Below are 13,187 nucleotides of genomic sequence, written 5' to 3'. Positions count from 1 at the left end.
TCGCGGTTTCAACCTTGCCGATCCACACCCAGCCAACCCCATCATGAGCCCGCGAGCTCGAAGAGAACCAAGGCAACCTCAGACGTCAGAAAAACACAAAAGTGAAAACGAACATTGACAGATTAGAGAACACAATCGGCTGGCACCAGTCCTTAGCTTCAAGCCGTTCGAATGGCAGTAGCGCCGGACATAGCTGCGATCCCCCCCATCTGCTCAGGCCGTTTTGACAAAGTGAACGTCTGATAGGCGCAGGCACTGCTATAGCGGATGTCTATCCAAAAATAGAGCATCGATATTTTCTCATACGGCGATCTGGTTTTAAAGGTGAATTAGGTAAAGCCGCGCAGCAGAACCCAATCAGTAAAACTTTGGAACGTTGGCCAGGAACGTAGAGCCAAATGCCCGCTCATCACCGGCGCGTTCAGCATCAGAGCGAAATCAACGTCAACAGCCCACCAGCTTGAATTGGATAAAGAAATGGCCGTAATGAACAATGCACCCGTTCTGGCAATTGCATTGCCTCATCAGTCTTCAGCAGAAGATCAATCTGTGAGCTTTGCATTACCGGCGAATGCGTTCACGGATATGGATGGCGATGTGCTGACCTTAAGCGCGACGCTTGCGGATGGCACGGCCCTGCCAGGCTGGCTGGTGTTTGATGCGGCTGCGGGGAGCTTCTCGGGCACACCGCCCCAGGACTTCAATGGAACAGTCAATGTGATGGTGACGGCCAGCGACGGGTCTCTTTCGACCAGCAGTTCCTTTGTGCTTGATGTTACCCCAGTCAATGATGCACCTGTCGCGGCTGATGATACTGTTGATCCGAGTGAGTTCCTGGTCAATGAATTCACCGATGGCTCTCAAAGCGACCCGAGTGTTACCGCTCTCGCCAATGGCCATTTCGTCGTCACATGGTCGTCCAATGACCAGGAGCAAGGGGATACTGAACTTACTGCCATCAAGGCCCGTATTCTCAATGAGAATGGTGTCGAGATTGTCAGTGAATTCCTGGTCAATGAATTTACCAATGAAGCGCAACGATACCCGAGCGTTACAGCCCTCGCCAATGGTGGTTTTGTTGTCACCTGGGAGTCTGATGGCCAGCAGCAAAGCGCTACGTCCAGTAGTGTCATCAAGGCCCGCGTTTTTGATGTGAATGGCGATGAGATTGTCAGCGAGTTCCTGGTCAATGAATTCACCAATAACTTGCAACTCAACCCAGGTGTTACAGCGCTCGCCAATGGCCATTTCGTCGTCACATGGTCGTCTCTGGACCCGCAGCAAGGGAATCCGTCCAATTCTGCCATCAAGGCCCGTATTTTCAATGAGAATGGCGATGAGGTCGTCAGTGAGTTCGTGGTCAATGAATACACCTATAGCTGGCAACTTCACCCGAGTATTACAGCGCTCGCCAATGGCGATTTCATCGTAACATGGCGTTCTCACGGGGACATCAAGGCCCGTATTTTTGATACGGATGGTAACGAGATTGTCAGTGAGTTCCCGGTCAATGAAGTTACCAATGACGTGCAAAGCCGGCCGAGCGTGACAGCACTTGCCAATGGCCATTTCGTCGTCACCTGGGAGTCAAATGACGGGCAGCAAGGCGATACTGAACTTACTGCCATCAAGGCCCGCATTTTCGGTGCAAATGGCGATGAGATTGTCAGTGAATTCCTGGTCAATGAATTCACCAATGGCTTTCAAGATGACCCGAGTGTGACAGCCCTCACCAATGGCAATTTTGTTGTCACCTGGTTGTCTGAAGACGGGCAGCAAGGGGATACTGAACTTACTGCCATCAAGGCCCGCATTTTCGATGCAAATGGCGATGAGATCGTCAGTGAATTCCTGGTCAATGAATTCACCTATGGCTGGCAAGATGACCCGAGTGTGACAGCACTTGCCAATGGTGGTTTTGTTGTCACCTGGGAGTCTGAAGACGGGCAGCAGGGCGATACGTCTGGTACTGCCATCAAGGCCCGCGTTTTTGATGCGAACGGTGTTGCGCAAAGTCCCACTCCGATCACCGAAGATGCTGTCACCTTGATTGATACCGCCACGCTTCTGGCCAACGACAGCGATGTCGATGGGGATGCGCTCACGGTGATGGATGTGTCCCCCACAAGTACGCATGGGGCCATCCTGACGCTGAACTCCGACGGCACGATAAGCTATGATCCAACCGGTGCAGAGGCTGTTCAGGCCCTGGCAGAGGGTCAGACCCTGACGGATACCTTCACCTATACCGTTGAGGACGGTAATGGCGGGGAGAGCACCGCAAGTGTTTCAGTGGTTGTGCACGGAGCCAACGATGCGCCTGTTGTGGCGATTGTATTGCCTGATCGCTCTTCCGAAGAAGATGAACCCGTGAGCTTTGTTTTGCCGGCCAATGCATTCACGGATGTGGATGGGGATGCGCTGACCTTGAGTGCGACGCTTGCGGATGGGACAACCCTGCCGGACTGGCTGGTGTTTGATGCGGTTGCAGGGAGCTTCTCGGGCACACCGCCGCAGGACTTCAACGGCATTTTGAGTGTTACGGTGACGGCCAGCGATGGGTCCCTTTCAGAAAGCGGCACCTTTGCGCTTGATATTACTCCTGTCAACGACGCACCTGTCGCGGTCGATGATGTTGCGCAAAGTCCCACTCCGATCACCGAAGATGCTGTCACCTTGATTGATACCGCCACGCTTCTGGCCAACGACAGCGATGTCGATGGGGATGCGCTCACGGTGATAGCGGTTAATGCGAAAAGTACGCATGGGGCGGCCCTGACGCGGAACTCCGACGGCACGATCAGCTATGATCCCACCGGCGCAGCTGATGTTCAGGCCCTGGCAGAGGGCCAGACACTTATCGACACATTTACTTATGCGACCGATGACGGCAATGGCGGTGTGGGCGTCGCAACCGTGTTCGTCGTTGTGCACGGAACCAATGATGCACCTGTTGTGGCAATTGTATTGCCTGATCAGGCTTCCGCGGAAGATGAGGCCGTGAGCTTTGCGCTGCCAGCCAATGCATTCACGGATGTGGATGGTGATGCGCTGACCCTGAGTGCAACGCTGGTTGGGGGTGAGGCACTCCCGGACTGGCTGGTGTTTGATGCGGTTGCAGGCAGTTTCTCGGGCACACCGCCCCAGGACTTCAATGGCACATTGAGTGTCACGGTAACGGCCAGCGATGGGTCCCTGTCAGCCAGCGACACCTTCGCGCTTGAGATCACACCTGTCAATGATGCACCTGTCGCGGTTGATGATATTGTTGGCACGAGTGAATTCCGCGTCAATGAATTTACAGATGGCAAGCAAGAGTCATCGAGCGTTACAGCCCTCACCAATGGCCATTTTGTTGTCTCCTGGGAGTCTGATGACCAGCAGCAAGGCGATGCGTCTGGTTCTGCCATTAAGGCCCGCATTCTTGATGCGAGTGGAGCTGAGATTGTCAGCGAATTCCTGGTCAATGAGATTACCGATGACTGGCAAAACAGCCCGAGCGTTACAGCGCTCTCCAACGGCGATTTCGTCGTCACCTGGCAGTCTTCTGACGGGCAACAAGGCGATATTTCCAGTACTGCCGTCAAGGCCCGCATCTTTGATGCGAATGGCGGTGAGATCGCCAGTGAGTTCCTGGTCAATGAGTTTACCGATGGCGGTCAGGCGTTCTCGAGTGTGACAGCCCTTGCCAATGGGAGTTTTGTCGTCACCTGGACGTCTAATGACCGGCAGCAAGGCGATGCGTCTGGTTCTGCGATCAAGGCCCGTATTTTCGATGAGAACGGTGTTGAGATTGTAAATGAATTTCTGGTCAATGAGTTCACTGATGGCAAGCAAGAGTCATCGAGTGTGACAGCCCTCACCAATGGCCGTTTTGTTGTCACCTGGGAGTCTGATGACCAGCAGCAAGGCGATACGTCTGGGGGTGCCGTCAAGGCCCGCATTCTTGATGCGAGTGGAGCTGAGATTATCAGCGAATTCCTGGTCAATGAATACACCGCTAACACTCAAGGGAGCCCGAGCGTCACAGCGCTCGCCAATGGCCATTTCATCGTCACATGGATGTCTAACGACGGGCAGCAAGGTGATACTGATTGGGCCATCAAGGCCCGTATTTTCGATGAGAACGGTGTTGAGATTGTAAATGAATTCCTGGTCAATGAGTTTACCAATAACGGCCAACACGACCCGAGTGTTACCGCCCTCGCCAATGGCAATTTCATCGTCACCTGGCACTCTTATGACGGGTTGCAAGGTGATGCTTCTTTGTCTGCCATCAAGGCCCGCATCTTTGATGCGGATGGTAACGAGATCGTCAGTGAATTCCTGGTCAATGAATTTAACCACCTCTTTCAAGGCAACGCGAGTGTGACAGCCCTCGCCAATGGCGATTTTGTCGTCACCTGGCAGTCCGATGACGGGCAGCAAGGCGATACGTCCGGTTCTGCGATCAAGGCCCGCATTTTTGATTCCAACGGTGTTACTCAAAACGCTGATATCATCACGGAAGATGCTGTGACCCTAATTGATACGGCCACCCTCCTTGCCAACGACAGCGATGTTGACGGGGATGAGCTCACGATGACAGGTGTGTCTGCCACGAGTGCGTATGGGGCAACCCTGACGCTGAACACCGACGGGACGATCAGCTATGATCCAACCGGTGCAGACGCTGTTCAGGCTTTGGCAGCTGGCCAGGCACTGACGGACACATTCACCTATACGGTCGAGGACGGCAATGGCGGTGAGAGCACTGCAAGTGTTTCAGTCGTTGTGCACGGAGCCAACGATGCGCCTGTTGCGGCAATTGCGTTGCCTGATCAGTCTTCCGCAGAAGATGAGGCCGTGAGCTTTGCACTGCCAGCCAGTGCATTCACGGATGTGGATGGCGATGTGCTGACCTTAAGCGCGACGCTGGTTGATGGTTCGGCGTTGCCGGGCTGGTTGGTGTTTGATGCTGCTTCGGGGAGTTTCTCAGGCACACCACCTCAGGACTTCAATGGCATGTTGAGTGTCACGGTGACGGCCAGCGATGGATCTCTTTCAGCAAGCAGTGCCTTTGCGCTTGAGATTACACCTGTCAATGATGCACCTGTCGCAGTGGATGATGTTGTTGACCAGAGCGAATTCCTGGTCAATGAGTTCACCGATGGCAGTCAAAGCGCCCCGAGCGTCACAGAACTTGCTAACGGGCATTTCGTCGTCGCCTGGACGTCTCATGCGCAGCAGCACGGCGACATGCCCGATTGGGCTGTCAAGGCGCGTATTTTTGATGCGGATGGCGCTGAGATCGTCAGTGCGTTCCTCGTCAATGAATTCAACAATGGTGCTCAACCGAGCGTTACAGCCCTCGCCAATGGGCAGTTTGTCGTCACCTGGGTGTCTGAAGGCGGGCAGCCAGGTAACACGTCCGATTGGGCCATCAAGGCCCGTGTTTTTGATGCGACTGGCGGTGAGATCGTCAGTGAGTTCCTGGTCAATGAATTCAATAATGACTGGCAGCTCAACCCGAGCGTCACAGAACTTGCCAATGGCCATTTTGTCATCACCTGGCAGTCTGGAGAAGGGCAGCGGGTTGATACGTCTGATTATGCCATCAAGGCGCGTATTTTTGATGCGAATGGCGTTGAGGTCACCAGTGAATTCCTAGCCAATGAGTTTACCAATGACAGTCAAATCAGCCCGAGCGTTACGGCCCTCGCCAATGGCGGTTTTGTCATCGCCTGGATGTCTCATGACCAGCAACTAGGCGATGTGCCTGGTGGAGCCATCAAAGCGCGTGTTTTTAACGCGGACGGCGTTGAGATCGTCAGCGAGTTCCTGGTTAGCGAGTTTAGTAATGACTGGCAAAGCACTCCGAGCGTTACGGCCCTCGCCAATGATCATTTTGTTGTCACCTGGATGTCTGATGAGCAGCAGCAAGGTGATACGCCCGATTGGGCTGTCAAGGCCCGTATTTTTGACGCGAATGGAAATGAGGTCGCCAGCGAATTCCTGGTCAATGAGTTTACCAATGACAGTCAAATCAGCCCGAGCGTTACAGCCCTCGCCAATGGCGAATTCGTTGTTACCTGGGTGACTGGAGACGAGCAGCAAGGGGATGCTTCCAGCTCTGCCATCAAGGCCCGCATCTTTGATGCGGATGGTAACGAGATCGTCAGTGAATTCCTGGTCAATGAATTCACTAATGACACTCAAACCGAGCCAAGTGTTACAGCCCTCGCCAGTGGCCATTTCGTCGTCACCTGGCAATCTAGAGACGGGCAGCAAGGCGATACTTCTGATTGGGCCATCAAGGCCCGTATATTCGATGCAAACGGTGTTGCTCAAAGCTCCAACATCATCACCGAAGACGCTGTGACCCTGATTAAGACCGCCGCGCTCCTCGCCAATGACAGCGATGTCGACGGGGATGTGCTCACGGTGACAGCGGTGTCTGCCACGAGCATGCATGGGGCCGCCTTGGTGCTGAACACCGATGGGACGATCAGCTATGATCCAAGAGACGCAGAAGCTGTTCGGGATCTGGCCGAGGGGGAGACCCTGACGGATACCTTCACCTATACAGTCAGCGACGGCAATGGCGGGGAGAGCACCGCAACAGTCTCCCTTGAGGTCATTGGAGCCAATGATCCACCTATTGGGCCACCTGTATTGCCCGATAACTCTTCCGCAGAAGATGAGGCTGTGAACTTTACACTGCCAGTGAATGCATTTGGCGATCCGAATGGCGATGCGCTAACCTTGAGCGCGACGCTTGCGGACGGTTCGGCTCTGCCGGACTGGCTGGTGTTTGATGCGGATACGGAGAGTTTCTCGGGCACACCGCCCCAGGACTTCAACGGCATATTGAACATAAAGGTGACGGCGAGCGATGGCTCACTTGCAACAAGCAGCACCTTTGCGCTTGAGATTACGCCGGTCAATGATGCCCCTGTCGCGGCTGATGATTTTATTGGCGCAAGTGAACTCCGCGTGAATGAATTTACCAACACCATACAAAATGCTCCAAGTATTGCCGCACTGGCCAATGGCAATTTTGTCGTCACCTGGACGTCTGATGCTGGGCAGCAAGGGGATGCTTTTTCTTCTGCGATCAAGGCGCGTATTCTTGACACGAATGGTGTTGAGATCGTCGGCGAGTTCCTGGTCAATGAGTTTACCGATAGCCGGCAATTGATTCCGAGTGTGACAGCGTTGGAAAATGGTAATTTTGTCGTAACCTGGTCGTCTATTGACCGACAGCAAGGCGATCCATCTGACTATGCTGTCAAGGCGCGTGTTTTCGATGCGAACGGCGGTGAGATCACCAGTGAGTTCCTGGTCAATGAATTTACCGATGGCGATCAAGCGTTCTCGAGTGCGATAGCGCTTGCCAATGGCCATTTTGTCGTCATCTGGGAGTCTGAAGACCAGCAGCAAGGCGATACGTCTCCAACGGCCATCAAGGCGCGTATTTTCGATGCAGAGGGTGTTGAGATCATCAGTGAGTTCCTGGTCAATGAATTTACCGATTACGATCAGCGGAACCCAAGTGTGACAGCGCTGGAAAATGGTAATTTTGTCGTCACCTGGCACTCTTATGCCGTGCAGCAAGGCGATCCATCTGGTTATGCTGTCAAGGCGCGAATTTTCGATGCGAATGGCGATGAGATTGTCAGTGAGTTCCTGGTCAATGAATTTACCAATGACTCTCAATGGAATTCGAGTGTTACAGAACTGGTCGATGGCCATTTTGTCGTCACCTGGGAGTCTGGTTACGGGCAGCAGGGCGACACCGAAGGTTCTGCCATCAAGGCCCGTATTTTTGACGCGAATGGTGATGAGATCGTCAGTGAGTTCCTGGTCAATGAATTTACTGATGGCAATCAGGATACCCCAAATGTTACGGCCCTCGCCAATGGCCATTTTGTCGTCACCTGGGCGTCTGATGATGGGCAGCAAGGTGATGATGGCTGGGCCATCAAGGCGCGTATTTTTGACGCGAATGGCGATGAGGTTGTCAGTGAATTCCTCGTCAATGAGTTTACCAATGACATTCAAGGCACTCCAAATGTGACAGCGCTCGACAATGGTGATTTTGTCGTCACCTGGCATTCTCTTGACGGGCAGCAAGGCGACACTGATTGGGCCATCAAGGCGCGTATTTTCGATGCAAACGGTGTTGCGCAAGGTCCCACGCCGATCGACGAAGATGTTGTGACTTCGATTGAGACCGCCACCCTCTTGGCCAATGACAGTGATGTTGAAGGGGATGCACTGACGGTAACAGCGGTCTCTGCCGCGAGTACGCATGGGGCCGCCCTTACGCTGAATACCAACGGGACCATCAGCTATGATCCAGCCGGCGCAGATGCTGTTCAGGCTCTGGCAGAGGGCCAGACCCTGACGGATACGTTCACCTACACGGTCGAGGACGGCAATGGCGGGGAGAGCACCGCAAGTGTTTCAATCATTGTGCACGGAACCAACGATGCGCCTGTTCTGGCGATTGTATTGCCCAATCAGGCTTCCTCGGAAGATGAGGCCGTGAGCTTTGCACTGCCGGCCAATGCATTCACGGATGTAGAGGGTGATGCGCTGACCTTGAGTGCCACGCTGGCTGGGGGTGTGGCCCTGCCGGGCTGGCTGGCATTTGATGCGGCTGCGGGGAGCTTCTCGGGCACACCGCCCCAGGACTTCAATGGCCATTTGGCCGTTACGGTGACCGCCAGCGACGGGTCTCTTTCAGCAAGCGGCACCTTTGCGCTTGAGATTACACCTGTCAACGATGCACCACCTGTCGCTGCTGATGATGTTATTGGCACGAGTGAATTCCTTGTCAATGATCTTATCAATAGCACCCAAAACGGTCCGGGCGTTGCAGAACTCGCCAATGGTAACATCGTCGAAACTTGGACGCATGAAGTTAATGAACAGATAACTACTGATCCGCTTTATATAAACAATCATGACGTCAAGGCACGTATTGTAGATGCAGATGGCGTTGAGATCGTCAGTGAATTCACCGTCAATCAGTTTTCCGGGGGCAGTCAATGGGGCTCTAATGTTACAGCACTCACCAATGGCAATTTCGTCGTAACCTGGGATTATTCTAATCAATTAATTGGAGACGGATCAACGGCACGTGTTTTTGATGCGAATGGCGTCGCGATCGTCGATGAGTTCACCATTGGTTATTCCAATTATGCAGGTCACCCAAGTGTTACAGAGCTAGCCAATGGCAATTTCGTCGTAAGCTGGTCAATATACGATCCAGGTTATCCCGGTCATAATACCAATTTCCGTGTTTACGACGCGAATGGTGGGGAGATCAGTGAGTTCAATGCCAATAATAATGCTGCTGGCTTGCCTGCCGCTAGTGTCACAGCCCTTGCCAATGGTAATTTCGTCGTAATCTGGGAGTCTCATAGCCCCCAAGACGGTGCTTACGGTACTGCCATCAAGGCCCGTATTTTCGATGCGAACGGCGGGGAGATCGCCAGTGAATTCCTGGTCAATGCAATCACCGATGGCGCTCAAAGAAACCCGAAGGTTACAGCGCTCGTCAATGGCGATTTTGTGGTCACTTGGGAGTATAATGACCAACAGTACGGCTGGACCTCTCCTTGGGCCATCGAGGCCCGTATTTTCGATGCAGACGGTGTTACTCAAAGTTCCGATGTTATCTCGGAAGATGTTGTGACCCTGATTGATACAGCCACCCTTCTTGCCAATGACAGCGATGTCGACGGGGATGCGCTCACCGTGACTGGTGTTTCTGCGACAAGTGCGCATGGGGCCGCCTTGACCCTGAACACCGACGGGACCATCAGCTATGATCCAACCAGCGCAGATGCTGTTCAGGTTCTGTCAGAGGGCCAGACACTTATCGACACATTTACCTATGTGGTCGATGACGGCAATGGCGGTGTGAGCGTCGCAACCGTTTCAGTTGTTGTTTACGGAAGAAACGAAGCGATCGTTGGCACTGATGGTAATGACACCCTATACGGCGGCAATGGCATTGACAGCCTGTATGGCGAGGCAGGCGATGACACCCTAAATGGTGGCGCCGGTAATGACACCCTATACGGCGGCGCGGGCAATGACGACCTGGAGGGCGACGGTGGCAACGACACCTTGAACGGCGGGGATGGCAATGACGACTTGGAGGGCAACTCTGGAGATGACATTTTGCAGGGCGGAGCTGGCAATGATGTTCTGGAGGGCGGCTCCGGAAATGACACTCTGAACGGCGATACTGGCAATGATGTTCTGGAGGGCGAAGGCGGAAATGACGAGCTGTGGGGCGGCTCCGGAAGCGACGAGTTTGTTTTTCGCTACAGTTTTGGAAACGACACGATAAGAGACTTCGAAGATGGCCTTGACCTTATCAGAGTGGATTTCGGAGGTGTATCCTACTCTGATTTGACCATCACATCGAGCGGTTCAGACACAGAAGTCTCTTTGTCCGGGCACGGTACGATTACCCTAGAGAATTTCAACATAGCAAACCTGACTGAAGAGGACTTTCTCTTCTTCTGAGATAGTGCGGTGCGGCTCCTCTCAAATGCAGGCTTAGGCGCCTTCACTATGGCATATTGCGACGCCGGCTAGCGCAGAGCCGCCCACCCCATTGGCCTAGCGGCGCTCTTTTATGAAAACTATCAAGTCAGATCAAGAATGGAAGAAATACAATGGCATTCAACAAAATTAAGGTTATTGCCTTCACTGTTTCAATCACATTACCCAATATGTCCGCTGCGGCACCCGAGGAGGATAATTCAGAGTCGAGAAAGGTAGACCTGCTGGAAGCGCTTGGATCTGTTAGATGTGCGGCTTCAGAATTGACGCTCGCGCCAAGTGATCCTGACGATAATCGCCTTACATTGGCAGTTAGGCGTGCGCAGGAGTATATAGAGGAAGCACGTAAGACGTATCCCGGATCGGGGGAAAACACCACCAGACTTCACTGACTTGGTTATAAAACTCACCAAAGTGCAGCAGATCCAGCCCGAACGGCGAGCCGAGATTGAAGCCCATCAGAGTGAATGTCTCAGATTACACTCGAAGTAGTTTTGGGTCTTTCACGTTGTTTCAGTTGCAGAAATAGCCTACAGCTATTCAAGTTCCGCTATTGTTCCTCATAACGCCCAAATGTGCACGTTCGGTCCAGTTGGGCCAGGTTCGCTTGTTTGGTTCAGTGTCGGCGTGTAAGCTATTGTTAATAAGGCGGATTTACTTGCCTGATCGCAGGAAGCATGACTAGGTGGCAGGCTCACAGGCTAATGACTGACCAAAAAGATAACAAACAAGCGTTTGCCTTTAAAGAACCCTCCCGGACTCTGAATGATCTCAGACACTTGGGTCTCGAAGAATCTGCGGGGTTTTGCGTTCGGGATGTCAACGAGGGCGTATGCCCTATGTTCATGAAGAAGACTTTGGAGAACACCAGTTCTGTTATCCTCATGTCAATGCGCCGGGCCATGCAGCTGAACGACTTCGAAACACTGCAGCACCTTGATGAAATGTATGACAGAGTTGAGCAGTTGGTGGGCGACATTGACGCTTTGCTTCCGGATTGACTTTTAAGCCATCCACTTTACCTTTAAGCGTAAGCCAAGTTTTACATAGGCTTACGATGAAAAAAACTGCACCTGAACTGCCCGCCCACGCCATAATAAAGAACGCGCTTAGACAGAACGGGCTAAAGCTCTTTGAAGTCGCGGAAAATTTGGGTGAATCCCCCTCTAAGGTGTCCTTGGCAATCCATTGTACAAGCGGCGTAGGACCAAAGCCAATTGAGACCCGGAAGAAAATAGCCAGATTTCTTGGGCTAGATCCTTATGAGGTTTGGGATGCTTCGTTCTTAACACCGAAACCACGGCAAAAGGGCGGAAATCGCAAAGTAAAGCGCCGCATGGAGTACACTAAGGACGATTGGGCGGCCCTGGTGCCAAAAGACAAGGTTAGGTCTATCCTGGCCGAGTTCGACACGACGGTTCAGGATCTCAGCTCGATCCTTGATATACCCTACAGCACTTTAACATCCGCAATTTACGGTAATTTCAACTCAGACGCCCGGCTCAAAATAGCAGAGCATCTGGCAGTTGCCCCTGAGAAGATTTGGCCTGAACTACATTCAACCCCTGTCTCAAGCGTTGACTTTGAAGCACAGTTACGACTCAGACCTGATCTTCGGAAAATGTACGGATTCGGAGATATGCGGGTGCCGTTCAGCCCGCAGCCTGTTAACCCAGAGCAAACAGATCGGGCGACTACTGTGCGAAAGAACAGTGCCGCATCGCGCTGATGCTGCGCGCCGGCCCACATAAAGGGCAATGGTTGTGAAGCCTGAAGGCGAATAATATTGCAAAATGATACAACCCTCGGCTATGCTGTCTTGCGTTTTCAGACCGTGCAAAGGAGGTAGACATGTTCGAAGTTGTTATCATGCTTATCATCGGCGCGGTGGTCGTTGGTGTCTACGTTGTGTTCACAACAGATGCGACAAACGTTCCGGAGGTGCCTGCTGAGAAGCCGTACCGGTGGTCGTGGGGCTCGGGGCCTCGTGCTGCGATGTTCGGAATCCCTGACGACCCTTCGGAATTAGTGGTGCTGCCAAACGGAGAACTTGGGTACCACAATGGATTCGACCTCAGCGGAAAGCATTACAGCCAAACATAGTGATTATGTGGGATAGGCGCTGATCAGCAAAATCGTCTGATCAACGCTTTGTTCAGGACGTTCCTGCACGCGGTGCGTTTTGCACGCGATCCAATACGTACTCAAACTCTTGAGCATTAGCGCCGGATGAATTGCCCTGGACGCCGTCGTAGTAGCTGTCGTTTGGGTTTGACCCTGTCATCCTTGGCAAGATTGCCCATTCTCTTGACAATTCATGTCCAAAGGACGCGGCGTCGGAGTTGTTGCCCTGCCCGGACATAAAATCACCAAATCCCCGGTGTTCCAGGAGGGCGACCCCCATCTTGTCTTGATTGTTGGCAGAGAACAAATCATCATCGTTCAACCCGGTGCCGACCGTCGCCTTATCCCAAGCTTGCGTGTCAACGGCGGCGTAAAACCCTGCCACTGTGGCGGAGCAAAAGTCGGCCACTTGGTGGCGCGCCTTGGGGCGTGATGCCCTCAAATAGCAAGCACGTTCCAAGGCGCGTTGGCCGTTAGGCCAATCAGATGATGATTAG

General features: G+C 53.0%; 7 protein-coding genes. 5 read left to right on the top strand and 2 right to left on the bottom strand.

The window, feature by feature from the left end; genetic code table 11:
- Positions 1 to 329 precede the first annotated feature (329 nt).
- Entirely contained in the window at positions 330 to 494 is a 165-nt protein-coding gene (locus tag ACFWW2_RS25260; protein WP_393933178.1) for a hypothetical protein, read from the bottom strand.
- Here ACFWW2_RS25260 and ACFWW2_RS25255 point away from each other — a divergent pair.
- The 5 genes from ACFWW2_RS25255 to ACFWW2_RS25235 all read left to right on the top strand — a co-directional run bounded on the left by ACFWW2_RS25255 (position 487) and on the right by ACFWW2_RS25235 (position 12,669).
- Positions 487 to 10,527: a tandem-95 repeat protein gene (locus tag ACFWW2_RS25255; RefSeq protein ID WP_393933176.1), complete on the top strand. Its 10,041-nt coding sequence runs from the start codon at positions 487 to 489 to the stop codon at positions 10,525 to 10,527. The two genes, ACFWW2_RS25260 and ACFWW2_RS25255, sit on opposite strands and share 8 nt — an antisense overlap.
- A 152-nt stretch (positions 10,528 to 10,679) precedes the next feature.
- On the top strand, positions 10,680 to 10,958 hold the full coding sequence (locus ACFWW2_RS25250; protein WP_393933174.1) for a hypothetical protein: 279 nt from the start codon (positions 10,680 to 10,682) through the stop codon (positions 10,956 to 10,958).
- A gap of 312 nt (positions 10,959 to 11,270) precedes the next feature.
- Complete coding sequence (locus ACFWW2_RS25245) at positions 11,271 to 11,567, top strand: hypothetical protein (RefSeq protein WP_393933172.1); 297 nt, start codon at positions 11,271 to 11,273, stop codon at positions 11,565 to 11,567.
- 56 nt (positions 11,568 to 11,623) lie between these two features.
- Complete coding sequence (locus ACFWW2_RS25240) at positions 11,624 to 12,295, top strand: hypothetical protein (protein ID WP_393933170.1); 672 nt, start codon at positions 11,624 to 11,626, stop codon at positions 12,293 to 12,295.
- Positions 12,296 to 12,417: 122 nt separating this feature from the next.
- Positions 12,418 to 12,669, top strand: a complete 252-nt coding sequence (locus ACFWW2_RS25235; RefSeq protein ID WP_393933168.1) for a hypothetical protein — start codon at positions 12,418 to 12,420, stop codon at positions 12,667 to 12,669.
- A gap of 52 nt (positions 12,670 to 12,721) precedes the next feature.
- On the opposite strand, the gene ACFWW2_RS25230 is transcribed toward ACFWW2_RS25235, so the two are convergent.
- Positions 12,722 to 13,099 carry a hypothetical protein gene (locus ACFWW2_RS25230; RefSeq protein ID WP_393933166.1) on the bottom strand — a complete coding sequence of 126 codons (378 nt, stop codon included), beginning with the start codon at positions 13,097 to 13,099 and terminating at the stop codon, positions 12,722 to 12,724.
- Between the last annotated feature and the right edge of the window lie 88 nt (positions 13,100 to 13,187).

The sequence above is a fragment of the Yoonia sp. R2-816 genome, from assembly GCF_046762905.1.
Lineage (GTDB): Bacteria > Pseudomonadota > Alphaproteobacteria > Rhodobacterales > Rhodobacteraceae > Yoonia.
Note: the sequence above shows the minus strand (reverse complement) of the source record. Positions and strands in the feature narration are given on the sequence as shown.

What these genes read in the sequence shown, in the direction of transcription:
- ACFWW2_RS25255 (WP_393933176.1), top strand. Translation starts at nt 487, where the DNA reads ATGAACAATGCACCCGTTCTGGCAATTGCATTGCCTCATCAGTCTTCA.
- ACFWW2_RS25250 (WP_393933174.1), top strand. Translation starts at nt 10,680, where the DNA reads ATGGCATTCAACAAAATTAAGGTTATTGCCTTCACTGTTTCAATCACA.
- ACFWW2_RS25240 (WP_393933170.1), top strand. Translation starts at nt 11,624, where the DNA reads ATGAAAAAAACTGCACCTGAACTGCCCGCCCACGCCATAATAAAGAAC.
- ACFWW2_RS25245 (WP_393933172.1), top strand. Translation starts at nt 11,271, where the DNA reads ATGACTGACCAAAAAGATAACAAACAAGCGTTTGCCTTTAAAGAACCC.
- ACFWW2_RS25235 (WP_393933168.1), top strand. Translation starts at nt 12,418, where the DNA reads ATGTTCGAAGTTGTTATCATGCTTATCATCGGCGCGGTGGTCGTTGGT.